The following is a 26,457-nucleotide window of genomic DNA, read 5'->3' as shown; positions in this document are numbered from 1 at the left end:
AAACTAAACGACACCAATTGTCGCAGCAAAATGGCACACTATGACAAATTTGTTCGGGAACTTAGCATGTCAGAATCACAAGGATTGCAGCCGGGATTTATCATTGCGCACAGCAACCATTTAGAACAGCTTCGTGACTTAGTTGTGCAGTGGAGCAAAATCAATCCTTTGCAGCCGTTAGAAAACGAAATCATTTTGGTGCAAAGCAATGGTATTGCTCAGTGGCTTAAACTGGCATTGGCAGCAGATGATGGTTGTGGGATTGCTGCCGGTTTGGATGTTGGTTTGCCGGCACGTTTTTTATGGCAAACCTACCGTAAAGTACTGGGCTCAGAGACCATTGCGCAAAGCTCTCCTTTTGATAAAGAACCATTGACTTGGCGCTTGATGCGCTTGCTGCCCAGCGTTATCGATCAGCCGGTATTTGCACCTTTGCAGCGTTTTTTAAGTGACGATGCTGATCTACGTAAGTGCTATCAACTGGCGGAGCGCTTAGCTGACTTATTCGATCAATATCAAGTCTACCGCTCGGACTGGCTCAAGGATTGGGCTGAGGGCATTGATCAACTGCGCCAGCTTGATGGTCAACCCAGCATGAGCGCCGAGAAAGCTGAAGGACAAACACAAACCATCGCCTGGCAAGCCGAACTTTGGCGCTTACTGATTGCTGATATTGGTGAGGACGTCATGCACAGTAGCCGTGCCGCCGTGCATCCGCGCTTTGTTGCAGCAATGAAAAACTTAGAGCACGTCCCCGCAGGCTTGCCTCCGCGCATTATTGTGTTCGGAATTTCTTCTTTACCCGCACAAATGGTTGAGGCACTCGCTGCCATCAGCCGTTTTAGCCAGGTGATGCTCTGCGTTCATAACCCATGCCAATACCACTGGGCCGATATTGTTGAAGATAAACAATTGCTGCGCCATGAGTACCGTCGGCAAGGCCGCAAAGCGGGCTTTCCAGAAGTTTTATCGGTAGAACAACTGCATCAGTTCGCCCATCCTTTGCTAGCAGCATGGGGGAAGCAGGGGCGTGATTACATCAGTTTGTTGGATCAATATGATGAACTGGACAGCTATCAAGCGCAGTTTAAAAGTCATGGCCAGCGCGTTGATATATTCGAAGAAGGGCAGACGCAGACCCTGTTGCAGCAGTTGCATAATGACATTTTGCACTTGCGACCACTGGCTGAAACACAAGCCACTTGGCCAGCACTCAACGTGGAGGATCAATCGTTACGTTTTCATATTGCGCACAGCGCGCAACGTGAAGTGGAAATTCTGCACGATCAATTGCTTGCGCATTTTAATGCAGACCCTAGTTTGAAGCCGCGCGACATCATTGTCATGGTGCCTAATATCGACAGTTATGCGGCGTCAATTCAGGCTGTGTTTGGTCAATATGCACGGGATGATTTGCGTTATATTCCTTTTACTTTGGCAGACCAAGCTGAGCGTAGCAGTGAGCCGTTACTGATCGCGCTGGATCACTTGTTGGCATTGCCAGAGTCGCGCCTCACCGTCACTGACATTATGAGTCTGTTGGATGTGCCAGCACTGCGCGCACGCTTTGCCATTGATGAAACACATTTGCCAATCTTGCAGCGTTGGTTGACTGGTGCTGGTGTACGTTGGGGCTTAAGTGCTGAGCACCGTGAGAATTTTTCAGTACCACAGGGACTGTCACAGAACACCTGGGATTTTGGCTTGCAGCGTATGCTGCTAGGTTACGCAATGGGCGACAGCGACGCCTTTGCCGGGATTCAGCCATATGATGAAGTGGGTGGTCTGGATGCTGCGTTAATCGGTCCATTTATGCAGTTTCTCGACGCCTTGCAAGCGCTGCACCAGCAACTGTCTACACAGCACAGCTATAGTGATTGGCGCGAGGTGTTTTTTGCCTTACTGGAACAGTTTTTCTTAGTTGAAGATGATGCCCAATACCTGCTGATGCAGCGTTTACGGGATGGTTGTGAACAATGGTACGCATTGTGCGAGCAAGCTGAACTGACGCAAGCCTTACCACTGACGGTCGCGCGTGAAGCTTGGCTCAGTTATATCGAGGCAGATCATTTAAGTCAGCGTTTTTTAGCTGGCTCAGTGAATTTCTGTACGCTGATGCCGATGCGCGCCATTCCGTTTCGCATGGTGTGTTTGCTCGGCATGAATGACGGTGATTACCCGCGGGTGCAAGCGCCTTTAGATTTTGATTTGATGGGCAGTGATTATCGCCCAGGCGACCGCTCGCGCCGTGAGGACGATCGTTATCTACTATTAGAAGCATTGCTCTCCGCTCGAGAAAAGCTCTACATCAGCTGGGTAGGGCGCAGTGTGCATGACAACAGCGAACGACCACCCTCCGTCTTGGTTGCACAGTTACGCGATCATTTGCGCAGTGGCTGGCGAATGGTTGATGAGCGGCCAGTGTTAGGCGCCTTGACCACTGTGCATCCACTTCAGCCCTTCAGTCAGCACTATTTTTCTGGGCGCGAGCATGACGCGAAACAAGGGTCCTCAGCGCTTTTCACTTACGCGCATGAGTGGGCGGCGCTGCATCAGACTGCTGTGGATGCGAGTTCATTGACTGAGCTTGCCAGTTTTGTTCCAAGCAGCAAGATCAGCCCACAAATGCTGCAACGTTTTTTAGCCAACCCAGTGCAATATTTCTTTAACGAGCGGCTCAAGGTGTATTTTGATCAAAATGAGCTTGAGGTGTTTGAAGACGAGCCCTTTGCTTTAGATGGTTTACAGCGCTTCAGCTTGCAACATGAATTGCTAACTGCAGGACAACATGCCGATAGCCAGGCAAATTTAACCGAAGTACTACAACTGCACAGTGAAAAGCTGCAACGTAGTGGTGCGCTACCTATGTGCGCTTTTGGGGAGCAGGCTCGAGCTGAACTGGTTGAGCCGCTGTTGTCACAGCTTGAAGACTATCGAAAATTTTGCCAAGTCTGGCCTCACGAAGAAGATAACCCACGCATTATTGAGGCCAGTGTCGGACTGATACAACTCGAGGGCTGGTTGAGTGGATTGCGCCGACCGGCAGTGGAGGAAAGCCAAGACAGCGAGTATGCGCGAATTGAGTTACTGCCTGGAAAAATCAATGTTGGCAAGGATAAACGCTGGCATCGTTTGCTAAGGCCTTGGGTTGAGCATGTGCTGAGCAATGCGACCGGCATTTCCATGCAAACCATTGTGATTGCTCAAGAAAGTAGCATTGCTTTTGCCAGTCTAGCCACTCTAGAAGCGCAGCAAATTGTCGAGGTTTGGCTGGCTGCATGGCAGCAAGGCTTAGACGCACCGCTGTCAGTCGCATTAAAAACTGCGATGAATTTTTTAAAGACTCAATCAGATGATAAAGCCAAAGCTATTTATGAAGGCGGTTATAACATTTCCGGTGAAGTGCAGAATAACTCCGCCTTAGCGCGGCAATTCCCAACCTTTGCCGACCTGCAAGCCGATGGACAGTTTAGTTATTGGGCAGAGGCTTTGTATGGCGCATTAGCGAATGCATCTATTACCACGCTTGACCGCGAAGGAGAGCCGTCATGAGTCATCTTGAGAGCACTCAGCCGCTGGCGTTAACCTTTCCTTTGCATGGCAGCCGCTTAATTGAAGCCAGTGCCGGTACAGGTAAAACCTATACGATTGCCGCTTTATATGTACGTTTAATCTTGCAGCATGGCGAGCATAACGAGGCGGCCTTCAATCGGCCATTGCTCCCGCCGGAGATTTTGGTGGTGACCTTTACCGATGCGGCAACACAAGAATTGCGTGATCGCATTCGCGCCAAGTTGGTTGAGGCATCGCAGGTGTTTCGCGATGAAATCAGCGAGCCGGATGCCTTGCTCTATCAGTTGCGTGAAGACTATCCCCAAGAACAATGGGCCGCTTGCGCACAGCGTCTCGACCAAGCTGCGCAGTGGATGGATGAGGCTGCGGTCTCGACCATTCACTCATGGTGCCAGCGTATGCTGCGCGAGCATGCCTTTGATAGCGGCAGTCTCTTTACGCAAACCTTAGAAACCGATCACAGTGATTTACTGGCCTTAGTCGTGAAAGACTATTGGCGCCAGCACTGTTATCCACTGCAAGGTAATAATGTGCTGTGGACACTCGAGCATTGGCAGCAGCCTTCAGCTTTACAAAGCAAAATCCAACCTTTATTGCATGCGCAAAGCAGCGCGCCCATAGCCACTGATCGTCAGCAATCGCTTAACGAACTGCTGGACAGCGGTATTCAAGCGCAGCAACAAACTTTAGCCGAACTTAAAGCCCCTTGGCCTGTTTGGACGCAAGAGCTGGGCGATATTCTTGATCAAGCAGTGGCAGCAAAAGCCGTTAATGGCAGTAAAATCCAAAAACGCTATTACGCCCCATGGTTCGATAAAATCAATACATGGGCGAGCGACGCTACACAGCAGAAATTAGAGCTTGGCACAGGCTTTACTCGGCTAACCCCTGATGGTTTACATGAGGCGTGGAAGGACACCAGCGCGGTACCACAGCACCCCGCGCTGCTGGCCATGCAAAGCTTGCCTGATCAGCTTAATGCGCTGACTTTTGCTTTAGATGAGCAGGCGCTATGGCATGCAGCGCACTGGGTTAAACGGCGTTTTAATCTAGAAAAACAACAGCGTGCGGAAATGGGTTTTGACGACATGCTGACCCGTTTAGATCAGGCTCTACAAGGCCCGAGTGGAGAGCGCTTGGCGGAAGTGATTCGTCTGCAGTTTCCTATTGCGATGATTGATGAGTTTCAAGACACTGACCCTTTGCAATACCGCATTTTTGACAGTATTTATTCCATTGCGGATAACCGTAGCGATTGTGGCTTGTTTTTAATTGGCGACCCCAAACAAGCGATCTACAGCTTTCGCGGTGCGGATATCCATACCTATTTGTATGCACGGCGCGCCACCACAGGGCGGCATTACAACTTAGATACCAACTACCGCTCCAGTGCGGCTATGGTCGCTGCGGTGAACCAATTGTTTAACTTGGCAGAAGACCGTGCGAATAGTCGTGGTGCGTTTTTATTTAAGCAGCAAGACAGCAATGATTTACCGTTTACCCCGGTGCATGCGCAAGGTCGTAAAGAGCAGTGGCGGGTCGAAGGGCAGACACAGCCTGCCTTGAGCGCATGGCTAGTCGAATCTGATGAACCCATTTCGCGTGATCAATACATCGAAGCAATGGCCGCCAGTAGCGCTACAGAAATTGTCCGTTTACTAAACCTTGGGCAACAGCAACAGGCTGGCTTTGAAAACGCGCAAGGGCAACTGCAATCACTGCAGCCTAACCATATTGCGGTGCTGGTGCGCGACCTACGTGAAGCGCAAGCCATGCGCAAACACTTGGCGCAGCGCAATGTGCGCAGCGTGTATTTATCCGATAAAGACTCTGTGTTCGACAGCCAAGAAGCCCAGGATATGTTGACTTGGCTATTGGCCTGTTTAACACCGGACAATGAACGCGCTCTGAAAGCAGCCTTGGCATCCAGCACCTTTGCATTACCGCTCAGCGAGCTGGAACGAATTAACCAAGATGAGTTGCTTTGGGAACAACGCGTTTTGCAGTTTAAAGCCTATTTAGAGCGCTGGCACAAACAAGGTGTGCTGCCGATGCTACGGCAAATGATGCATGACTTTGAACTGCCGCAGCGTTTAGTACAGCGCCCAGATGGTGAAAGAGCACTGACTAACCTATTGCATTTGGCAGAGCTTTTACAACATGCAGCCCGCGAACTGGACGGCGAATTTGCTTTGCTTCGCTACCTACAAACGGCCTGCGCCGGTCAAGCCGATAGCGCACAAGAGCAAGTATTGCGACTGGAAAGTGACGAGTCCTTGGTGCGCGTAGTGACCATCCATAAATCCAAGGGTTTGGAATACCCTTTAGTTTTTCTACCCTTTATTTGCGGATTTCGTGCGCAAGATGGCAAAAAGCCTTTCATGATCCAAGAAGACCAGCAGCGCAAACTGATTCTGCATGCCGACCCACAGCATTTAGAGCAAGCAGAAAAGGAACGGTTGGGTGAGGATTTGCGCCTGCTCTACGTTGCCTTGACCCGTGCCCGTCATGCCTGCTGGATTGGCATGGCTGATTTAAAGAAAGGACAGGGCAAAGCATCTATTTTGCATCACAGCGCCATCGGTTATTTGCTGAATAATGCGCAACCCTTGGCCAGCAGTGCAGCACTGAGCAGTTGGTTTGCTGATTACAGCCAAGCGCTACAAGAGTCTGCAGACTTGGCGCAAGTCGGTCATATTGCTGTGGCACCAGAGCCGAATGCCAACTGTGCCAATAGTGCGGCAACAGCCTTTAGCGCACAGTGGCGTATTGCGCAGCGGCGCACCCGTGAACACTGGTGGATTGCCTCATACAGTGCTTTACGCTTAAGCGCCCAAGCCCCTGAAGAGGCGCAACAAACCCGTGAGCGGGTCGAAGATTTAGCACCACAAAGTCCCTTTGCCCAAAACATCAGTGATGATGAGCATTACGATGCGGCGGCAAGCGTACCGGCCACTCAGAATACTGGAGAAGATCCGCTTGGCCTGCATAGTTTTCCGCGTGGTGCAAAGCCTGGAACCTTTTTGCATGGCTTATTGGAATGGGCTGCAGAGCAAGGTTTTGCAGCGGTGCTGGAACAACCAGAAAAAGCCCAGCACTTGATTGAAACTCGTTGCCAGTCCTATGGTTTTGAAACCTATAGTGATCTGCTCTGGCCTTGGCTCAGTGATTACTTGCAATGTGCTTTTGTCGTTGCGGCCGATACGCCACTGGTGCTGTCTAACTTGAAGCAATACCAAGCGGAAATGGAGTTTTGGTTTTCCACCAACAATGTTGATACGGTGCAATTGGATCGTTTAGTCCGTCAGTATATTTTGCCCGGTGCCGAGCGCCCTTATTTGGAGCGTGAGCGTTTAAACGGCATGTTTAAAGGCTTTATTGACTTGGTGGTTGAGCATGCCGGTTGCTATTACGTGATTGACTATAAATCCAACTGGCTCGGCGTCGACCATGCCGATTATAGTGTTGAGGCGATGAATGCCTGCGTATTAAGCCACCGCTATGACTTGCAGTATGTGTTGTATGTACTGGCTTTGCACCGACTGTTGAAATTACGCATTACTGATTACGACTATGACCGACACATTGGCGGTGCAGTGTACATGTTCTTACGCGGTGCACAAAACACAAGCCAAGGTTTACACCAAGTACGACCGCCACGTGAGCTGATCGAAACGTTGGATCTGCTATTTCAAGCTAATACGCTGGAGGGTCAGTAAATGATTGAACAAGGACAACTCTTTGGCGAGAGCACGGATCAGCCAATTCAAGCACCTGCAGACATTGAGCAGTCGATGAATATAGATAGCGATTATTTAGCCAATCGCGCCGGTGTGTTGCAGCTATTAAGCCGCTGGCAGGAATTGGGCTGGTTGCGCCCTCTAGATGTTGCTTTAGCAAAATTATTCGGCCAGCTTGACCCCGACGCTGAGCCTTTAGTGTTATTGGCCGCGGCGTTCACCAGTCATCAGTTGGGCCACGGGCATATTTGCTTGGACCTGCCAACACTCATCAAGGATCCAGATTTAACCCTGCTCCTGCCTCCGGAAGGGCAGATGCTTGAATGCGCGCAAGACCTACCTTCGCAGCGTTTAGCAGGCATTTGTTTAACCGATTGGCTGGCCAGCTTAGAGAGCAGTCAACTGGTGCGCAGTCACACAGATACACACATCTCACCATTGGTTTTACTGGATGGACGTCTGTATTTGCAGCGCTACTGGCAATACGAGCATAGCGTTGCAGCGCAGTTGGTGCGACGTATCAACAGTCCGCTGACCTTGCCGCAAGACTTTCCCAGGCGTTTAAACGACTTATTTAACCAACCTTTATATCTTGACGGAGAACGTCAAACAGATTGGCAGAAAGTTGCTTGTGCTATGGCTGCACAAGGGCGCTTAACACTTATCACCGGCGGTCCAGGCACCGGTAAGACCACAACAGTGGTGCGCTTATTGGCCTTATTACAACAAGCCGCGTTAAATAACGCTCAGACCTTACGCATCCAGTTGGCCGCGCCGACAGGCAAAGCGGCCACACGCTTAACCGAGTCAATTGGTCAACAAATCCAATCCTTGTCCGTCACTGACGATGTTAAAGACAATATCCCCTCTGACGTTTCAACTTTGCACCGCTTGCTTGGTAGCTTGCCCAATACACGGCATTTTCGACACAACAGCAGCAACCCTTTAGTGCTGGATGTATTGGTGATCGACGAAGCGTCGATGATCGATTTGGAGATGATGTACAACGTGCTGCAAGCCTTGCCAACCCACGCTCGTCTTATTTTGTTGGGCGATAAAGATCAGCTGGCCTCGGTAGAAGCTGGTTCAGTGCTGGGCGATTTATGCGCTGATGCGCAGTTGGGCTATTACAGTGAGCAAACGCAGCATCAGCTTGAGACGTTGTGCAATGAAAAGCTGCAAGCGCAACCTTGGTGTGTCGGTAGCGCAGAGCAACAGCCTTTAGCGCAGCGCACAGTGATGCTAAGGCATTCGCGGCGCTTTGGTGCCGACTCAGGAATTGGCCAACTTGCACGCGCGGTCAATCAAGGCGATTGGCAAGAAGCTCTGCAGTTACTTAAAACGCCGCGCCAAGATGTCAGCTATTTATCCTTACAGCAGGACAGTAGCGCAGCATTCGAGCGCTTATTACTGGGTGAAGCTGGCACATCAGACACAGCAAATGCAGCTGTTGGTTATAGCCATTATTTACAAGTTTTAGCTCAGTCGCGGCCAGATCCGCAGCAGTCTCTGCATGATCCATCTTGGCAGCAGTGGGCCAGTCAAGTGCTGCAAGCATTCGATCAGTTTCGCTTACTCAGTGCTTTACGTAAGGGCGAGTTTGGCGTTGAAGGTTTGAATGAGCGCGTTGCCCAGCTGTTATGCGCAAAGCAACTGATCAGCAACACCCAAGGCTGGTACGAAGGACGTCCGGTGTTGGTCACGCACAATGACTATGGCTTGGGTTTAATGAATGGCGACATTGGTATTGCCTTATATCTGCCAAGCGATATACCTAGCAGTGATGATCATCCTGCCGAACAGGTTTTGCGCGTGGCATTCCCGCGCAATGACGGCCAAGGTGGTGTGCGTTTTGTTCTACCCAGCCGCTTAACCGCGGTAGAAACAGTATTTGCCATGACCGTGCATAAATCACAAGGTTCTGAATTCAGCCATACGGCATTGATTTTACCTGACCGCCTCAACCCCGTTTTGAGTAAAGAGCTGCTCTACACTGGGATTACTCGAGCAAGAAATAAATTCACTTTAATTGAAAGCCAAGCGGGTATTTTCGCAGCAAGCGTGCGTCGTAAAATCGAACGCATCAGCGGTTTGCAACAAGCGGTGCTATTTGCCAAGCAGCAGCTAGAGACTAAAGTCTAGCGCCGCAAAGCCAATAGATACGCGATCAATATTCTATAGCCTTACAAATTACAATGGCATCGTATATATTGACATTCATCAAGCATAGATTGATGAACATATTATTAGAGCCTGTAAAGGAAAAGAGGTCAGAATGAAAAAAATTCATCGCATGACTCTAGCTGCTGCAACATTATGCCTTGCTGTAACCTCGGCGCATGCACTAGAAGGAGATGCCAAAGCAGGTGAGCAAGCCGCTGCTATGTGCGTTGCTTGCCACCAAGCCAACGGTGGCGGCATGAATATTCCTGGTGGCGAGTCTTGGCCCAGTATTGCTGGATTAAATGCAGACTATTTATATAAGCAAATGAAAGATGTGAAGGACGGTTCTCGTAACAGTCCGACCATGCTGCCTTTTGTTAATATGCTCAATGATCAGCAATTTAAAGATATTGCGGTGTACTACAGTCAATTGCCTGCAGTACAAGGGCAGGGGGATCCAGCAGCAACCGAAGAAGAGTTAGCACATGGTGAAAAACTTGCCATGCAAGGGGACTGGGAGCGCTATATCGTGCCTTGCTCGACCTGTCACGGCCCAGATAACTTAGGTGCAGGATCAGTATTCCCACACTTAGCTGGACAGCATGCAGGCTATATATCCGATCAGTTACACGCTTGGCAGTCCGGAAAGCGTAACAATGACCCGCAGCACTTAATGCTCGCCATCGCAGAACGGATGAATGATAAAGATATTCGCGCTGTATCGCAGTGGTTGTCGCGCCAGCCAGCACAGCGCAAGGGAGAGCAAAAATGAAAACATCTAAACATCTCCTCATCAACAGCTTAGCGTTTGCCGTTGCGGCCAGCGTACTCAGCTTTGCGGCACAGGCTGAACAGCGTTTTCCGGTGAATAATCCAGAGCCAGCCGAAGGCGAGTACGTGCATGTACCGCCAACCATGGAGGATCTGGAAAAGAGTGATTTTCACCCCGAGCTGAAGCGGGTGATTCGCCGCGGTCATGACCTTTTTGTCAATACGCAACAATTGCGCGACAAAAACGTGTTTAACAATATGAATTGCAACAGTTGTCACATGGGGGAAGGGCGCCTACCTTTTGCGGGTCCAGTTTGGCCTGCAGCGGTAACGCTGCCAGATTACCGCGGTAAAAACGGCCATGTGAATAATCTAGAAGAACGCATTGTGGGCTGCTTTACCTACTCAATGAATGGTAAGCCTCCAGCTTATGGTAGCGATGACATGTTGGCACTGACCGCCTACCATCAGTGGCTTGCCAAAGGCGTACCGATGTATCAAGACGGCAACAGTATGTATGGTCGCGGGTATCCGAAGCTTGAGCAGCCTGAGAAAAAAGCTGATTACCAGCGGGGCGCCAAGGTCTACGCTGAAAACTGCAGTCTTTGTCATGCTGATGACGGTAATGGTTTAGTGCAGAATGGGAAAGTTGTGTTCCCTGCTGTTTGGGGCGATAACTCATACAACTGGGGCGCAGGTATTATCCGCCACTTTACGTTGTCCTCATTTATTAAACACAACATGCCGCTGGGACGACCTAACAGTTTGACTGATCAGCAAGCATGGGATGTTGCCTACTACATCAACACACAAAATCGGCCACAAGAGCCACGTTACACCGGCGACGTTAAAGAAACGCGTGAAAAATATTTAGAGACGTTTCATAAACACACCAGTTATGGCTTAGAAGTTAACGGCAAATTGCTCGGTGAAGGTGCAAGCACTGGGCGCAAAGACTTCTTATTGCCTGACATTGTTCGGCCACGCACGTTTACTGCTGAATAAAACCTAATACGCATCAAGCTACGGAGTCTCATTGAGGCTCCGTATGATTTCATCAATAAGGAAAAACCATGATTTTCTCACCCTTGGCACGCGCTATTACTTTAGCGACTGCTGGCAGTCTCTTATTAGCTGTGCCGTCTCTTGCTTCAGCAGACTTTATTCAAGATAGCAAAGCCAGCTTGAGCTTGCGTAATCTGTATATGAACCAAGATACACGCCATGACCTGAGTACAGATGCAAATAAAACCAATGATGAGTGGTCGCAAGGCATTATTTTGCAATACGAGTCGGGCTTTACTGAAGGCACGATAGGCTTAGGTTTAGATGTATATGCTGCGACAGGCATTAAGCTTGATTCAGGACCCAATCGTACGCCTGACTCATTCCCGACGCGCAGCAACGGCAAGTCCGTTGATGATTTTGGCAAACTTGGCGGCACTGCCAAAGCGAGAATATCTAAAACAATATTGCAAGTCGGTACGCTCATGCCGCGCTTGCCTGTTGTACAAAGCAATCTTGAAGGCCGTTTGCTTCCACAAATATTTACCGGTGGTTTATTAACCTCGCAAGAAATCAAAGGTTTAACTGCACGTTTAGGCCATATTGATAGCGTCAATCAACGCTCATCAACAAACCATGAGCGGATGCAAATGAACGTCTTAGGCAAAGGCTTAAGAGATAAAAAAGCCAACACAGCACTGAATGGTAAAAATAATAAAAATTACACAAGTAACTCATTTGACTTGGCAAACTTGAACTACAAGTGGAATGACTCGCTCGCCACGGGTTATACCTTCGGTCGTTTAGAAGATCTGTATAAGCAACATGTGATCGATGTTATTCACGTAGTGCCTTTGGGTGATAAACGTTCACTGAAAACCGACCTGCGTTTTTCTCGTTCAAGTAATGATGGCCAGTTTAACGTTGATAATAAATCATTTTCCGGCATGACAACCTATAGTTTTGGCTTTAACAAACTGGGCTTGAGCTATCAGAAAATGACTGGCAACACCGGCTTTGCATATATCAATGGCGCAGATCCATTCTTAGTGAACTATGTGACCAATCGCGACTTTGCAGCTAAAGATGAAATGTCTTGGCAAGTGCGCCATGATTATAATTTTGCAGGCTGGGGCATTCCTGGTTTAACTGTATTTAACCGTTTTGTTAAAGGCACGGGCGCTGACCTAGGGGCTGACCGTAATGAAGGGCGAGAGTGGGAGCGCGACTTAGATATTACTTATGCATTCCAAGAAGGTGCTTTGAAAAACTTTAGCGTACGCTGGAGAAATGCCACCGTACGCTCAAATATTTTTAAAGACCTTGATGATAACCGCATCATTCTCAGCTACAAGTTAGCTTTGTTATAAACTTCAGTGGATTCATAGACCCTCCTCGCCGGCAATGCACAGCATTAAGCGTGCTTTGCAGGCGAGAGTACTAAAGTGATCAGATAAAACTTGCACAATGGTATGCGATTTGCTATTGATGCTCGACTGCTGTATATTCACACACCTATCCCGACTCAAACGACAATTTGAGTGGCGTGGTACAGAGAGAACACCATCGATTCACTGTAAAGCTTCGGCTCTTACAACATCCAAGTGCGACACCGCCTTTTTTCGCCAAGAAAACTTTCGGTCAATACCGATCACTGTTAATCAGTGCTGCTGTATTTCTGCAAACCACCTACTTTTACAAAATAAGTCTATTTGCTTAGTCTCGTTTTCGGGAGGCTTTACAGCGCAAGCTGTGCTCATATTATAAAAAAAGAGGTAAGGGTATGGATAACCTAAAAGTATTCAAAACAATGGGGCGCTTCATTACAGCGCAAATCAATGCAATCAGTCACAGTCGTGACGTCTTAGATCAAGCAAACCATGCATCTATGGGGCTGGAAAGCAGACTCCTAGTCGATGCCTGGAATATACAGGCAGGTCTAAACAGCACGAACGCCACTGCAGCCTAATAAACTGACTGGTTAAAGCCGTAGTACTGGCGGTAGCAGAGTTGTTCTGCTACCGAGTTTAAACGCTATACTGGGTTCTATTACGATTAGAAAATCTTCGGGTAGGTAGTTCAGTATGGCGTTTGACCTCAGTAGTCGCTTGGTGATTGGCTTAGCTTCCAGCGCCTTATTTGATTTAACCGCTTCTGATCAAGTCTTCCGACAAGCGGGTGAGCAAGTCTATCGCGACTATCAACGTGACAACCAAGATCAGCCACTGGCACGTGGTGTGGCTTTCCCATTTATCCGCCGCTTACTCTCACTCAACCAACTCAATCCTGAGAATCCACCGGTTGAAGTTATTTTATTATCACGTAATGACCCAGATACTGGCTTACGGGTGATGAACTCTATTCAGTATTATGATTTACCCATTACGCGTGCCGTTTTTATGCAGGGCAAATCTCCACATTTGTATATTCCAGCGTTTGACATTGAGTTGTTTTTATCAGCCAATGCGAATGACGTAAAGCGCGCAGTGGCTGAAGGCTACCCAGCAGGACAGATCCTCAAAGGTGAAATTGAAGATGACAGCAATGACGCGCAACTGCGGATTGCTTTCGACTTTGACGGTGTCGTAGCTGACGATGAAGCAGAAACCGTCTACAAAACCACACAGAGCCTTGGCGACTTCCACGAGCACGAAACCTCTCGTGAAGATATTCCGCACACGCCTGGGCCGTTAAAACCCTTCTTAAAGCGTATTGCTGATATTCAAGCCATGGAAGCGCAGAAAAAACTGCAAGATCCAAGCTACGAGCCCATCCTGCGTGTTTCCATCGTGACCGCGCGCAATGCACCTGCACACAAGCGTGTGATCAATACCATGCGGCACTGGGGCATTGACGTGAATGAAGCCTTTTTCATGGGTGGCGTAGAAAAAGCTAAAGTTCTGGATATTATGCAGCCGCATATCTTTTTTGATGATCAAAAACTACATCTCGAACCGGCCTCGGCACGCTTGCCATCGGTGCATATCCCGTTTGGCATCGCTAATCTTGAGACGTCTGTGTAGCAGCTATAAGGCTCATGCTAATGTGGTTTTTATATAGAACTCAATTGCAGGATCTTTAAAAACGCAAGAGCAGGGAAGCTAAGGCAAAGGCCCTAGACGTGTCAGCCACGCCTGTTTGCCCGTATATAAGCAATACCAAGCATTTAAGCCTAGCGGCGCACAGACAGCGACAGCGAGCCAACTCAGAGCAAGAGATTCAGGGTTGGGATTAAAAATCAAATAAGCCGCTATGCCATTAAACAGCAAACCCAGCGAAGCTAATGAGATAAAGCGCAACAGCCCTACAATCTTACGCATCATCCTTTACCTATATTAATTTAGCTGAGTCTTTGGCGTACTGCGGTTTCCATATACCTATGTGTAAAGATAAATAAGCGCTGAACTGTTGTCTAGCGCGGAATCTGCAATAAATGACAGGCGAAAAAAAACCCCTGATTTCTCAGAGGTTTTTCTTAAATTTGGCGGAGGAGGTGACCGCCTTTTAGAGTTAACAGAAACCCTCATATATTTGCTGTAAGTCACGCTGTATGCCGCTACTGCTCTATCTTTCAGCCTTCCTTGGCTATGTTGAAATATCCGCTGTTAACACCTATTATCAGCGCAGACTTGTATACCAACTTGTATACCGCAAGCGGATTAGGTGCAATGCATGAGCAGCGAAAAAAAGATCAAGGCAACAACCACAAGAGGCGTTACTGCGCTAATCAATCAAGGCGTCACAGGGATGCATTCGGCTGGCGATGGTCTATACCTTAGAGTCAGGAGCAAAGGTTCTGCATCCTGGGTATTTAGATACACGCTTAACGGTAAGGCTAAAAATATGGGCATAGGCTCAACTGATGGATTACCACTTGCAGAGGCCAAAGCAGAAGCTGTCAAGTTGCGTGCCTTATTATCGCGTGGCATAGACCCACAACAAGACAGGCAGGAAAAAGAAGCACTTGCCGCCGCTGAGATTGTTACTTTCGATATGGTGGCAGCTGATTACATTGCAATCCATAGTGTCAATTGGGTAAATGCAAAGCACCACCAGCAATGGATCAATACATTAGCGACTTATGCGAGTCCTGTGATTGGGCAGTTACCACCTGCTGAAATCACTATTAAACACATGCTTAAAATTTTGCGTCCAATCTGGAATGAGAAAAAAGAAACTGCAAGCCGCTTACGCAATCGCATAGAGTTGGTATTAAAGCTGGCACGATCCAGAAAACTTTTCGCCGGCGAAAACGTGGCAGCATGGGATGGTGTTCTTGAGTTTGAATTAGCGAATAACAATGTAAATAAACGCCGTCATCACCCAGCGCTACCGTGGGCGCAATCCGGCAAGTTTTGGCAGGCGCTAGAGTCAGAGCAAGACATCGGCGCAAAGGCTTTACAGCTAACCATGCTTACTGCGTTACGCACCAAGGAAGTATTGGGCGCGCACTGGTCAGAGTTCGATTTAGTAACCAATGTGTGGACTGTGCCTGCAGTACGTATGAAAGGACGCAAAGGCAAGAAATCAGATCATCGCGTACCACTCAGCACAGCAACCCTTGAGCTACTAGCAACTATTCCAAAGGTTAGCAGCGGCTATTTATTTGAGGGGCGCACAGCAGGCAAGCCAGCCAGTAACATGCTTATGCTGATGAAAGTCAGGCGTATGGATGCTGCCAAACATCAGCAAGATCGTATTGGATGGCGTGACAAAAACGGCGACATAATCACACCTCACGGCTTTAGATCTACATTTAGGGACTGGGCGGCAGAGAACACGCTTACAGATAACATCGTGGTGGAGCAGGCGCTAGCTCATGCTATCGGTGATGCTGTCGAAGAAGCATACCGTCGCGGTGACCTGCTAGAGCGCCGCCGAGAGCTTATGGAGGCCTGGGGCCAATACGTTACACAGCAAATACTTTCGCCGGCGAAAGAAAATGTGGCCGCAATTTCCGCTCAATGACGTCACTAAAAGACCTGAATAGTGCGCTGTCAATGACCATTAATATGCACCCACTGTAATAAATCATTGGGTGTAAATTCGATACCCCTAATGCGTTACGAGTGTCATTTTGGACATCTCGCCAAAATCTTTTTAGGCTCCAAGTGTCGAATATGATACCTGTAACCCCTGTTTTTAGCGGCGTCAGGTGTCGTTTTTCGACCACTCCTACATTCACCACCAGCTGTCTCTAAACTGTTTGTAAATTCTAATTGTTCACACAGAAAATTATTGCGCTTAGCGTGACTGCTATTGATCCTGACATGCAGAGATATTAGGCCATCTGTTCTGGTCAACAAACAGTAATGATTTCTAACTCTAAAAACCCTGCTAGTTTGTATATTTATAGCTGAAATCAGTGGGTTTTAAATTTTTATTCTTCTACAGCCCACTGTTTACAAGCCTTACAGCTCAAGTGACCGAAAATGTAACGTAACGAGGGTTGACATTTTTAAATCGTTGTTAATATCAGCGCCGCCCTGAGGTAATCGGGGTAGGTGCTGGTGCAGAGCGGTAACTCTACACCAGCTTTCTAGACCAAAAAGCGACTAGAGACGCACAGAAAGCGCTGATTCAGATTACTGGATTGCGCAGCTGCTAGCAATGCTAGTGATATCCGTTTCTAGATGCGTGCGGTGTACAGGAAATATAAAATTGAAAAATTATCCGAAACGTTTTTACCGGCAGCGGGCTGCTGCTAAACATTTTTCCATTAGTGTTATGACTCTTTGGCGTTGGGAGCAGCTGGCAGGATTTCCTGAGCCACTACGCTGTGGCCGCGTGGTTTTATACGATGCATCTGCGATCGAGGCATGGTTGGTACAGGGAGGTGAACGTGAGTAAAAAAATTAAACTTCCATTTGATAAGAGGGGTGGGCGGATCACTCTTCGCAGACAGATGCTGGAGTCCAAGACTTTTTTAGATCTCAGTCCCCAGGCTAAAATTTTACTGCTGCTACTACAGGTACAGTGGCGACCAGGTCGAGCCGTGGGGTACGGGGTTCGTGAAGCCGAGGAAAAAATTGGCTGCTCTCGTAAAATAGCTATGCGCGCTTTTTCAGAGTTGCGTGAAGCTGGTTTTATTCGCATGGTCGATGAGAGCCTTTTTTGTAGTCGCAGGCATTCTAAAACACGCACCTGGCGTCTAACCTGGCTGCCTTGGAATTATAGTGAGCCAACCAATGACTGGGAAAAAATAAACAGAGTTAAAAACTGAGTTATAGCAGCACAGCTAAAACCGAGCTACTGAGGTATTTGAGTTGCTCGGTTTTGACACGCAGATCTCAGCTAAAGAACCTAATTATTTTTTCTCAACCGCAAACAGCTTAACCTCGCCCTTATGCACCATATAAGGGAAGGGGTTGATAAGTTTTGGCCCTTTCTTGAGCTGTTCAGGTGTTTGAGGCTTGGGAATCGCAATGTAGTGAACCATCCAATCAGGCTGGTGCTTGGTCAGCCATACAACGTTTTCAAAATCACGAGCCAGACCATAATAGCTATCATCACCTTGGTTGTTGTTTAAGTACATCACCATTGCGCTAGTTTCGGCAGCTTCACCTGCTTTAAAAAAATAGGCTGGGAAGGATTGTCCAGTTAACTCTTTTGGAGCCATTACAACCTTTTTTGCGGGCATTTTAGTGCCTATATTGAAGCGACAAGGCGCGTCTTTTGTGCACAAATCTTCAAACTCTTCGACAATAACTTTTGCGTAATGGCGAGGCTGCTCCCAAGGCATTAGCTTTACGTTTAATTTGTTTTCAGTAACCTTGAACTTCATGCCTCGCTCATTAAGGCTGCGCTTCAAGCTTTCTATGCGAATAGAGTGCATTTTATCCATTGCATCTTTAGCTGAACTGGCTTGATCCACTGGAAACCAAGCAATTGTTGCGTGGCGGTGCATGGTTAGCGTAGGCGGCCCAGATAGCGAACCTAGCAGCAAATCTACTGCCATGAAGCTATTCATTCCTGACGACCCGATAGAGCTAGGGAAAGCGAGCATGCTGCCAGCAAGACCCACGCCAAGCAGATCAGTCGATGTTTGCTGTATGCTCTGCATACTGCCATCGGGCAGCTCAATATCTTCAATATGGGGTTTTGCAGTTTTTGGAGTATTGATATGCGCCAACATGGACACGTTGTAAGCAAAGCTTTTGCTCGGCTCAAAAGTTTGCACCAGCGGCTCTTTTCCACCCGACAAGCTGGCACAGCCTGCAGTTACCATAGCGGCTAAAATAGCTGATGAAAATCCTAGTTGTTTAATAGTCCTTGCAAACATAACGTCCACCTAATGGGTTAATTTCAATAATCCAAAATCGTTTCCAGCAGTGTAATTACACATCTCGGTAATAGCTGGTAACCAAAATGCCTGGAGCGTTTTCCCGGCGCAAAATTGTAACGTGCAAATTTGACTCGGGATTGCGCCAAACTTCAAGGTTATCATCGCCGTACTTGGCTAACTTATGCTTTAAAACACTTTCAGGCAGAGTTGTTTTACGGAAGCTGTAAGCTCTGTTTGATGTCATAGCATTGAAAAAAGAACGCTCTGGATTGGCCACAGGATCACGATTTCTTTCATTCAGTCGGGCTTCGTATTGCTCAATAGCATGCCGAGTTATGTAAAGCGGCCCCATTGGCGTTTCCCAGAGTTCTTGGGGGATAAGGTTGCCATTGTCGCTTGCATCAATACTGTCAAGTTGTTGGGTGTCAGAGCTACCAAACAGTGGGTCGGTGTACTGCTGCTTCATCACTTTGATCTGCACACCAAACATCGGACCAGTTAAAAAAAGACCGTATGGGACAATATGTTCCTTGGCGCTTCGTCCTTGCGCGATTTTCTTGATCGCACCGGAAAACACTCGTAACTCATAACCCTTACCGCTGACCGGCTTGCGGCCAAATATCTGCCTCGTGAAAAGCAGGTGCCTTATAGTAATCAATTCGGCAATTAGCGCCTGATCGCTGGACTCACTACTGAATTGGACGGTAACAATGCCATGATTTTTCAGGCCGGTAGACCAGTGCACATTGATGTTATTTAAAGTGTCGGTCACCACGGGTACGGTACTCAGTGTCATCACTTCATTTTCTCCAAAAATTTTGCCAGCAGACCCTGACGGGTACTTATGCTGCGTTAATTCCTGATGACTAAGTTATGACAGATTTTGATTGGCGCAAGTGTGAGGAACCTGGCCTAAAGCGCTTTAAGTGCTTGATTAGCGTAGGTCATGCAGTACGGTTACTCACTTACTCACTTACTCACTTACTCACTTACTCACTTACTCACTTACTCAAATGAGTGATTGATGCGATAAAGACTTTGCAGGGATCGCATTGCATGCCTATAATTTAACTGTTTTTATATACAGTATTATTTGACGGTGCAAAATTATGCATGTTTCAATAATTGGTAAAAGTTGCAGCGCTACATATATCGCTGATCAGCAGCTTGCTATCCCGCTTTTTCTTGATCGAGTTCCTGCGGGCTTTCCATCGCCAGCGCAAGATTATGTTGAGAGAACACTTGATCTTAATGAGCTGTGCATCAAGCATCCTGCAGCAACTTTTTTTGTCAGGGTTGAAGGCGACTCAATGATTGAAGTGGGTATTTATCCCAATGACATTCTGGTGGTTGATCGGTCTGTGAGAGCAGATCATGGCGATATTGTCATTGCTGGCTTTCATGGTGAGCTGACTGTTAAGGAGTTAGCGCTGAAGCCGATTACACGACTGATACCGCGTAATAAAGCCTACCCAGCCATTGAGGTGCCAGAGGGCTGCGAGCTAGATATCTTTGGTGTTGTCACCAGTGTCGTACGTAACATGCGGCGTAAGTCATCAGCCAAGCCATGAGCACTGTATTTGCACTCGTAGACTGCAATAACTTTTATGCCAGTTGCGAAAAACTGTTCCGTCCAGATTTAAAAAACGTCCCGCTAGTGGTTTTGTCCAACAACGACGGCTGCGTGGTTGCTCGCTCAAAAGAAGCCAAAGCGCTGGGTGTTAAAATGGCTGTGCCTGTTTTTCAGATTCAAGAGCAAATTGAGCAGCATGGCATTCAGTTATTCTCGTCGAATTATGCGCTGTATGCGGATCTAAGCTGTCGTGTCATGACGATTCTTGAAGGATTAGCGCCCAGGATTGAGGTGTATTCGATTGATGAGGCATTTCTAGATTTAAGCGGTTTAGGCTCAACTGTGTCGCTGCTAGAGTTTGGTCAAAACATTAAAGAGACAGTCGCTCAATGGGTTGGTTTAAGCGTGTGCGTCGGTATAGCGCCGACCAAAACGTTGGCAAAGCTCGCCAACCATGCAGCAAAAAAATACCCTGCCACAGATGGTGTTGTTGATCTCACCCAGTACGAGCGGCAGCAGCGGCTTCTGGCGATTACACCTGTTACTGATATTTGGGGTGTGGGTCGCAGGATTGGGAAACGCCTTGAAATGATGGGCATTCAAACAGCGTTGGATTTATCTAAATGTTCTCCTGTGGCAATTCGAGACTCATTTTCGATAGTGCTTGAACGCACTGTACGCGAACTCAATGGTGAGTCCTGTTTAGACCTAGAAGAGCTGCCACCAACCAAGCAGCAGATCATGTGCAGCCGCTCATTTGGTAGCCGAATTACAACCCTTGAGCAGATGAGCGAGGCTATCGCGCAATACACAGCACGCGCGGCTGAAAAGCTCCGACAAGAGAATCAACAAGCCAAGATACTGACGGTTTTTGTCCAGACCAGTCAGTTTAAACAAAGTCAAAAAACGTACAGCAACTCAGTCACCGGTGAGCTGATCTTACCGAGCAGTGACACGCGGGAATTAAATATCCTAGCGATGCAATTACTCAAGCGCGTTTGGCGAGAAGGCTATAGCTACAGCAAAGGCGGGGTCATGTTGTCTGATTTTTACGATAACGATGCCTACCAGCCGGGTTTGTTTGATGACGTAGAGAAACGACCTAACAGTACAAAGCTTATGTCCGTACTGGACGAAATCAACCAAAGCGGTCTGGGCAAGGTTTTTCTAGCCAGGCAAGGAATACAGAACACTTGGCAAATGAAGCGTGAGCACCTTTCTCCCGCCTATACAACCCGCTGGGCTGATTTGCCAAAGGTTAACTAAGAAGCAACGCTCTAGAGCGCTTTATAAGCTACTAAACTTGCGCGAAAAAATATCTGAGTATCATAGGACTTAACAGCTGTGCGCTTGATTGAGCTTAAGGCGTAGCACAGGTAAAACTTTTTTGCTGAGCGAGGTTTTAGATGATGCTGAGATTCCTAATGAATGCGTTCTCACCGCTACAAGTCTGGCGTAATGCTAGGCTTTTGTATGACCTAGACAAGCCATTTCTATTGACGGTTTACCTCATTGGCCTGCCTCTGAGACTCATGGCTCTTGAGTCATTTGCAGTATTCCTTATTGAGCCACTCCAGCGCCTATATTTTCCACAACTGCCTGCTTCTGCAGGGTTAGCGCTAGGGTGTGTCTTAATTGTTTTATCGGTATTGTTTTTAAAGCACTGGTTTTCAGGGGTGGCTTTCATTGCGCTGACGGTAGCAGTGTTTCCAGTGTTAATCTTCGTGGGAATGACGGCTTTACCAACGGATACGCTGATGAGACTGTTGCTTGGGTTTACGAGTCTTGTCTGTGGCTATCTGAGTGTGCCGATATTTTTACAATTCTCGTTTATTAAACGCCTCGCAATGAGAGTACCTAAGCAGCGAGAAGTGGTTTTTTACAGCGAAGATGATGATGAAGAAGACTGGATTTTTAGAGGCGGTATTGATGCTAGCGGAGGGCAGTCTTTTTATAACTGGAATAGTGATCGATTTGAGAATAGGTACTAAGTTAGTACTGCAATCTATTTCATTGATCTGATTGATGTCATTCACTTTAGCAAGCGACAGAATATATCGCATGCTTGCTTGTGGCTGTGGATCTATACAGTATTTGTTGCTAGTGTTGGGACAAAATAATGTAGGATATTTTATGTTTGACACCAATCGTTTTGCTGAAATCCAAGCCAACCCATTGCGCTTTCGTCTCTTAGAACAGATTCCATTGTCTGCCGAGGATCGCTTCCCGATCAAACTGCACGAGACTGTAGGCGATGAAATTGCCTTGGCCTTGTTGGACTTTGAAACGACCGGCTTTACGGCGGGTAGCGATGAGGTGATTGAGCTCGGCTTGGTGCAGGTGGCTTACAGTCCTAGCCTCGGGAAAATCACTGAAATCATCGAGATCACCAGTCAGTTGGAATGTCCTAAGCAGACAATCAGAGAACTGATTACCAGTATTACCGGTATCAGTAACGAAATGGTTGCCGGCAAGCGCATTGATGATGCTCATGTCGCGCGTATCGTTAACAGCTCCAATGTACTGATCGCGCATAATGCCCAATTTGATCGTGCCTTCTTTGATATTCGCTTCCCTGAAATGGCCAATAAGGTTTGGGCGTGCAGCGTTAAGGATATTGATTGGCGTGCACATGGCTTTGAAAGCGCCAAGCTCGAATACCTGCTTCTCAAAAATGGTTATTTCTATGATGGCCACCGTGCTGCAACGGATTGTTTGGCCATGGTGCAGTTATTTGAAAGCGTACCAAATGCACTACCGGAGCTTTTAGCCAATGCACAGAAAGCCAGCTTTAAGATTCTCGCTAAAGGTGTTTCCTATGCTGACCGTGAAGTGGTGAAGAAACGAGGCTATCGCTGGGATGGTGATAATCGTCACTGGTGGACGATTGTTTCTGAGGATGCTTATGCTGAAGAAAAAGCGTTTTTGAATGCGTTATGCGGAATGGCAGCGGCTAAGAATGTGTTTGAAAAAATCAGCCCATCCTCACGCCATATCGCCAATAGCTAAACAATTTTGAGTGGGGTCGAGAGCCTCAGGTGCCTCTTTTAAAATGACTACCAATCGTTATATTAGCCTGTGATAACTCCGTAAAAATGGCGTGTACGTATGTTTTTACCCATGAATACAGTAGGGCAGCTATTCAGTTAAAGTTGATCTGCAAAGATTAGGTTTGCAGAATACGGTTTTTACGGCTATAAATGCCGTAAATAAGCCTGCTGGTAAACCTAATGCTTCCTCTCACTGAAAATACAGAGCTTTTACCCTATGGTCAGCTGGCAACCCGGCAGTGGTTGCTTGCGCAGGGGGTTGAGGTTTATCAAATCGACAATGCGTTGAAAAGCAAAAAGTTCGAAAGCTTGGCGCGTGGCGTAGTGGCAAGACCCGGCGTGCCTGTGGAATGGCAGGGCGTGTTGGCCTCGCTTTATCGTATGTTTGAATGCCCTGTCTATGTGGGTGGTGCTAGTGCTTTAGCTCAGCATGGCTTGGCACATTATATACAGTTGCAAACCGTGATCGATATATATGCGTCGCAACCTGCACCGAGTTGGCTAAACAAGCTTTCTTGCAGTCTAGAGTTTCGCTGGCATACGACAGTACAAATATGGGATGCAGAGAAACTGCTTGCCGCCAATAGCTTAAAACCAGTGCCGCTGCATCAGGGCTGCTGGCTGCTGGCCTCGCCAGAGCAAGCCTACCTAGAGCTATTAACTAAGGTGCCGAGCGTGATCAGTTTTGAGCAAGCAGACAATATCATGCAAAGCTTGGTCAATCTGTCACCACGACGACTGGATGTACTATTGCATGCCTGCAAGCATGTACTGGCTAAGCGGTTGTTTTTCTTCTTTGCTGACCGTTATCAGCATGCTTGGCGGAATAAACTCGAACCCGAAAGCTATGATCTGGGTGCAGGAAAACGCTCAGTCATAAAAGGTGGAAGTTTTAATAAAGCGTATCAAATAACTGTACCAGAGGCTTTTAGTGGATAGAAATAGTTTGTTTTATGCGCAAGTGCAACTGTTGCTTCGTGTGCTTCCGTTCGTCGCTCAAGAGCCTTGCTTTGCCCTTAAAGGTGGTACGGCAATCAATTTATTTGTACGTGATTTTCCACGCCTATCTGTAGACATCGATTTGGTTTTCTTGCCCAGTACAACCAGGCAGCAAGCGCTTGAAAGTATTAAGCAAGCGCTGGATAGAATCAGTTTAAACCTATCGCAAAGCCTTGCAGGAGCGCGGGTAACTAAAAGCTATCAAGACAAAGCTGACGCATTAAGGCTAACGGTGCAGCAAAGCGGTGTTTCTATTCAAATAGAGCTGTCACCTGTTTTGCGCGGCACTGTGTTCCCTGTACAAACGTTAAGTGTTTGTGAGTCTGTTGAAGATGAGTTCGGTTTTGCTGAAATACAGGTTGTTTCTCTTGCCGATTTATACGCAGGGAAGCTGTGCGCCGCGTTTGATCGGCAGCATCCCCGTGACTTTTTTGATGTCCTGTTACTACTTGAAAATGAAGGGATTACTGAACAGGTTCGGCAGGCTTTTCTTGCGTACTTGTTTAGCCACCCACGGCCCTTGGAAGAATTACTAGCCCCAAGATGGAAAGATATTCAAAACCAATATCTAGGTGAGTTTTCTGGCATGACCAGACGAAGTGTCACGATTCAAGAGTTAGAACAAGCCGCAGTTACAGCACACCGCTTAATCTTAAACGGACTCACAGATAGCGAGAAAGAGCTGATCGTTAGTGTTTATGGTGGTGAATCGCAATGGGAAAACTCACCTATTGGACATATCCAGCATTTGCCTGCTGTAAACTGGAAGCTAATCAATATAGCTAAGATGCCCAAAGAAAAACGCGAAGCGTCACAGCAAGCGTTAAGGAGAGTGTTAGGCCTGTAGTGGTGCGTGCATATGGCTTTGAAAGTGCAAATCTAGAGTATTTACTGACGCTGGACACGCTATGAGTATTCTAATGAGGATAAGCATTGATCTGCGCATAGAAATAACTCTATGCGACTTCTATGCGACTCTTGGTGAGCTATTTGCCTTTTTATGTAACTTAACGATGCCTGTAATATGCCAAGCATGAGCGAATCTACATCCTCAAATTTAGTTGAGGATGTAGAAAATGTTCAAAAAATCGATTTTCAGAATCAAAAATGACCAGTTTTACTATCGCGGGCATCCCTACCTGCTAGCAGCAGGCTTACCTGAGGGTATTCCAGCATTTCCTGCTGAGTTGATTTTTCAACACAAGCCTATCAAGAAAAAAATCATCTTGATACGAGGTATGTATCCGCAGCAAGCCCCCGACTTTGATCAGCAGATTATGCCAATTATCAAAACAGTTGTGCGTCACATGCACCTGCTTCCGGCTACAGAATCACATCACCATTCGGAGGGCATGGGTCTATTGACACATAGTCTTGACTCGGCATATCGAGCGCTGATAAGGGCAAAAACTGAAACTTGGGATGATGATCTTGAAAACCATTGGCAAGTTGCAGCTATGCTAGCAGGACTATTGAGCGATATCGGCGTGCCATATGAGAATCTGTGGGTTCAACGCAGCTGCGATGGCCAGTTGTGGGGTTGGGAAGTGCCTCTTGCTGACTGGCTAAGTGATAGCGCAACCCAAAACTACCATCTGTGCTGGAGAGTAGGGAGGCCTGTGACGCACAAACAGCTAGCCCTATCTTTACTGCTGGCTAAAGCAATAATTAGCCCAGAGTTGCAAAGTTTTTTAGCACCGGTCTGGGAGGCGTTTTGTATCGCACTGGATGTGCAGGGTTTAAAGAGTCGAAATAAGTTACAAAAAATCCTGAACCAAGCAAATTTGAGCAGTGTAATCTGCAGCATAGCAGCTTCCTGTGACGCCGCTCTCTCTCGAGGGAGTATGCCCCCAGCATGGTTTCAGTACCTATTCATTATAGAGTCGCTTGTGCGATCAGATATTTTGACCGTAAATTTGCCAGATTCAGTTGTTTTCATCACCAGTGAACTTGGAGTTATGTTGGATTTATACAAGATTTCGCAGTTGAGCAAAGAAGGGGGTTTCCCCGCTCAATATTCACAGCAACTGCGATCTTCCGGGCAGGTGCGTCAAGCTTTAGCAGATATGGACAAGCTGATACCGCGGCAGAAGCCGTGCGGTAAACTTGTGGATTACTGGAATATCAATTTACAACTCGAAGTTGATGGCGAGCAGGTCACAGTGAAGCGCAAAGTAGTCCGTCTCAGTGGAGTTGCACAGAGCATGTTTTCAGTAGACATGCCTAAACCTGTAAAAGTGGAAATTAACGCATAACGAATAAGAGATAAACCATGCTAGCTTGCCGCAAGCGACAAGC

The 26,457-nt window shown here is 47.5% G+C and carries 20 protein-coding genes; 17 read left to right on the top strand and 3 right to left on the bottom strand.

From position 1 onward, the window contains the following. Positions 1 to 66 precede the first annotated feature (66 nt). The 8 genes from recC to H591_RS0109710 all read left to right on the top strand — a co-directional run bounded on the left by recC (position 67) and on the right by H591_RS0109710 (position 14,275). Entirely contained in the window at positions 67 to 3,552 is a 3,486-nt protein-coding gene (gene recC / locus H591_RS0109745) for an exodeoxyribonuclease V subunit gamma (protein WP_022966764.1), read from the top strand. Next, entirely contained in the window at positions 3,549 to 7,292 is a 3,744-nt protein-coding gene (gene recB, locus H591_RS0109740) for an exodeoxyribonuclease V subunit beta (protein ID WP_022966763.1), read from the top strand. Before recC ends, recB begins: the two co-directional genes overlap by 4 nt. Before the next feature lie 75 nt (positions 7,293 to 7,367). Further along, complete coding sequence (gene recD, locus H591_RS0109735) at positions 7,368 to 9,455, top strand: exodeoxyribonuclease V subunit alpha (protein ID WP_051145834.1); 2,088 nt, start codon at positions 7,368 to 7,370, stop codon at positions 9,453 to 9,455. Between the two features lie 133 nt (positions 9,456 to 9,588). Next, complete coding sequence (locus H591_RS0109730) at positions 9,589 to 10,248, top strand: c-type cytochrome (protein ID WP_022966761.1); 660 nt, start codon at positions 9,589 to 9,591, stop codon at positions 10,246 to 10,248. Then, positions 10,245 to 11,252 carry a c-type cytochrome gene (locus H591_RS0109725; RefSeq protein WP_022966760.1) on the top strand — a complete coding sequence of 336 codons (1,008 nt, stop codon included), beginning with the start codon at positions 10,245 to 10,247 and terminating at the stop codon, positions 11,250 to 11,252. The genes H591_RS0109730 and H591_RS0109725 overlap by 4 nt, the downstream gene beginning before the upstream one ends. Before the next feature lie 68 nt (positions 11,253 to 11,320). Beyond that, positions 11,321 to 12,622: an OprD family porin gene (locus tag H591_RS0109720; protein ID WP_022966759.1), complete on the top strand. Its 1,302-nt coding sequence runs from the start codon at positions 11,321 to 11,323 to the stop codon at positions 12,620 to 12,622. A gap of 413 nt (positions 12,623 to 13,035) precedes the next feature. After that, positions 13,036 to 13,221 carry a hypothetical protein gene (locus tag H591_RS0109715; RefSeq protein WP_022966758.1) on the top strand — a complete coding sequence of 62 codons (186 nt, stop codon included), beginning with the start codon at positions 13,036 to 13,038 and terminating at the stop codon, positions 13,219 to 13,221. A 115-nt stretch (positions 13,222 to 13,336) separates the two neighbouring features. After that, positions 13,337 to 14,275, top strand: coding sequence for a 5'-nucleotidase (locus H591_RS0109710; RefSeq protein WP_022966757.1), 939 nt, complete (start codon positions 13,337 to 13,339; stop codon positions 14,273 to 14,275). Between the two features lie 78 nt (positions 14,276 to 14,353). Here the strand turns inward: H591_RS0109710 and H591_RS0109705 are convergent, their stop codons facing one another. Next, positions 14,354 to 14,572: a hypothetical protein gene (locus H591_RS0109705; protein WP_022966756.1), complete on the bottom strand. Its 219-nt coding sequence runs from the start codon at positions 14,570 to 14,572 to the stop codon at positions 14,354 to 14,356. Between the two features lie 352 nt (positions 14,573 to 14,924). Between H591_RS0109705 and H591_RS0109700 the strand changes: the two genes are divergently transcribed. Continuing rightward, a complete protein-coding gene (locus tag H591_RS0109700) occupies positions 14,925 to 16,220 on the top strand; it encodes a tyrosine-type recombinase/integrase (RefSeq protein ID WP_022966755.1) in 1,296 nt (431 codons plus the stop codon). Between the two features lie 874 nt (positions 16,221 to 17,094). Then, the gene (locus H591_RS0109690; RefSeq protein WP_211219986.1) at positions 17,095 to 17,475 is read left to right on the top strand and encodes a hypothetical protein; all 381 of its coding nucleotides are present in this window, start codon (positions 17,095 to 17,097) and stop codon (positions 17,473 to 17,475) included. Between the two features lie 84 nt (positions 17,476 to 17,559). On the opposite strand, the gene H591_RS0109685 is transcribed toward H591_RS0109690, so the two are convergent. Then, entirely contained in the window at positions 17,560 to 18,432 is an 873-nt protein-coding gene (locus H591_RS0109685; RefSeq protein WP_156853192.1) for a hypothetical protein, read from the bottom strand. 157 nt (positions 18,433 to 18,589) lie between these two features. Further along, positions 18,590 to 19,336 carry a hypothetical protein gene (locus tag H591_RS0109680; protein ID WP_156853191.1) on the bottom strand — a complete coding sequence of 249 codons (747 nt, stop codon included), beginning with the start codon at positions 19,334 to 19,336 and terminating at the stop codon, positions 18,590 to 18,592. A gap of 310 nt (positions 19,337 to 19,646) precedes the next feature. Between H591_RS0109680 and umuD the strand changes: the two genes are divergently transcribed. From umuD to H591_RS0109645, 7 genes are all read left to right on the top strand, one after another. Then, entirely contained in the window at positions 19,647 to 20,108 is a 462-nt protein-coding gene (gene umuD / locus H591_RS0109675; RefSeq protein WP_022966750.1) for a translesion error-prone DNA polymerase V autoproteolytic subunit, read from the top strand. After that, positions 20,105 to 21,376, top strand: coding sequence for a translesion error-prone DNA polymerase V subunit UmuC (gene umuC, locus H591_RS0109670; RefSeq protein ID WP_022966749.1), 1,272 nt, complete (start codon positions 20,105 to 20,107; stop codon positions 21,374 to 21,376). The genes umuD and umuC overlap by 4 nt, the downstream gene beginning before the upstream one ends. Positions 21,377 to 21,534: 158 nt before the next feature. Further along, entirely contained in the window at positions 21,535 to 22,101 is a 567-nt protein-coding gene (locus H591_RS0109665) for a hypothetical protein (RefSeq protein WP_156853190.1), read from the top strand. 142 nt (positions 22,102 to 22,243) lie between these two features. Then, complete coding sequence (locus H591_RS15190; RefSeq protein WP_022966747.1) at positions 22,244 to 23,119, top strand: 3'-5' exonuclease; 876 nt, start codon at positions 22,244 to 22,246, stop codon at positions 23,117 to 23,119. 221 nt (positions 23,120 to 23,340) lie between these two features. Further along, positions 23,341 to 24,099 (top strand): type IV toxin-antitoxin system AbiEi family antitoxin domain-containing protein, encoded by a 759-nt coding sequence (locus H591_RS0109655; protein ID WP_022966746.1) that lies wholly within the window; start codon positions 23,341 to 23,343, stop codon positions 24,097 to 24,099. Further along, positions 24,092 to 25,006, top strand: a complete 915-nt coding sequence (locus H591_RS0109650; RefSeq protein ID WP_022966745.1) for a nucleotidyl transferase AbiEii/AbiGii toxin family protein — start codon at positions 24,092 to 24,094, stop codon at positions 25,004 to 25,006. Before H591_RS0109655 ends, H591_RS0109650 begins: the two co-directional genes overlap by 8 nt. Positions 25,007 to 25,235: 229 nt before the next feature. Further along, positions 25,236 to 26,414: a TraI domain-containing protein gene (locus H591_RS0109645; protein ID WP_022966744.1), complete on the top strand. Its 1,179-nt coding sequence runs from the start codon at positions 25,236 to 25,238 to the stop codon at positions 26,412 to 26,414. The last annotated feature ends 43 nt before the right edge of the window (positions 26,415 to 26,457 follow it).

The organism is Denitrificimonas caeni DSM 24390 (assembly GCF_000421765.1).
Lineage (GTDB): Bacteria > Pseudomonadota > Gammaproteobacteria > Pseudomonadales > Pseudomonadaceae > Denitrificimonas > Denitrificimonas caeni.
Note: the sequence above shows the minus strand (reverse complement) of the source record. Positions and strands in the feature narration are given on the sequence as shown.

Excerpts from the sequence above, each read along its gene's own strand:
- H591_RS0109700 (WP_022966755.1), top strand. The coding sequence starts at position 14,925 with ATGAGCAGCGAAAAAAAGATCAAGGCAACAACCACAAGAGGCGTTACT.
- H591_RS0109710 (WP_022966757.1), top strand. The coding sequence starts at position 13,337 with ATGGCGTTTGACCTCAGTAGTCGCTTGGTGATTGGCTTAGCTTCCAGC.
- recD (WP_051145834.1), top strand. The coding sequence starts at position 7,368 with ATGAATATAGATAGCGATTATTTAGCCAATCGCGCCGGTGTGTTGCAG.
- recB (WP_022966763.1), top strand. The coding sequence starts at position 3,549 with ATGAGTCATCTTGAGAGCACTCAGCCGCTGGCGTTAACCTTTCCTTTG.
- recC (WP_022966764.1), top strand. The coding sequence starts at position 67 with ATGTCAGAATCACAAGGATTGCAGCCGGGATTTATCATTGCGCACAGC.
- umuC (WP_022966749.1), top strand. The coding sequence starts at position 20,105 with ATGAGCACTGTATTTGCACTCGTAGACTGCAATAACTTTTATGCCAGT.
- H591_RS0109730 (WP_022966761.1), top strand. The coding sequence starts at position 9,589 with ATGAAAAAAATTCATCGCATGACTCTAGCTGCTGCAACATTATGCCTT.
- H591_RS0109715 (WP_022966758.1), top strand. The coding sequence starts at position 13,036 with ATGGATAACCTAAAAGTATTCAAAACAATGGGGCGCTTCATTACAGCG.
- H591_RS0109705 (WP_022966756.1), bottom strand. The coding sequence starts at position 14,572 with ATGCGTAAGATTGTAGGGCTGTTGCGCTTTATCTCATTAGCTTCGCTG.
- H591_RS0109655 (WP_022966746.1), top strand. The coding sequence starts at position 23,341 with ATGCTTCCTCTCACTGAAAATACAGAGCTTTTACCCTATGGTCAGCTG.
- H591_RS15190 (WP_022966747.1), top strand. The coding sequence starts at position 22,244 with ATGTTTGACACCAATCGTTTTGCTGAAATCCAAGCCAACCCATTGCGC.
- H591_RS0109665 (WP_156853190.1), top strand. The coding sequence starts at position 21,535 with ATGAATGCGTTCTCACCGCTACAAGTCTGGCGTAATGCTAGGCTTTTG.
- umuD (WP_022966750.1), top strand. The coding sequence starts at position 19,647 with ATGCATGTTTCAATAATTGGTAAAAGTTGCAGCGCTACATATATCGCT.
- H591_RS0109725 (WP_022966760.1), top strand. The coding sequence starts at position 10,245 with ATGAAAACATCTAAACATCTCCTCATCAACAGCTTAGCGTTTGCCGTT.
- H591_RS0109720 (WP_022966759.1), top strand. The coding sequence starts at position 11,321 with ATGATTTTCTCACCCTTGGCACGCGCTATTACTTTAGCGACTGCTGGC.
- H591_RS0109645 (WP_022966744.1), top strand. The coding sequence starts at position 25,236 with ATGTTCAAAAAATCGATTTTCAGAATCAAAAATGACCAGTTTTACTAT.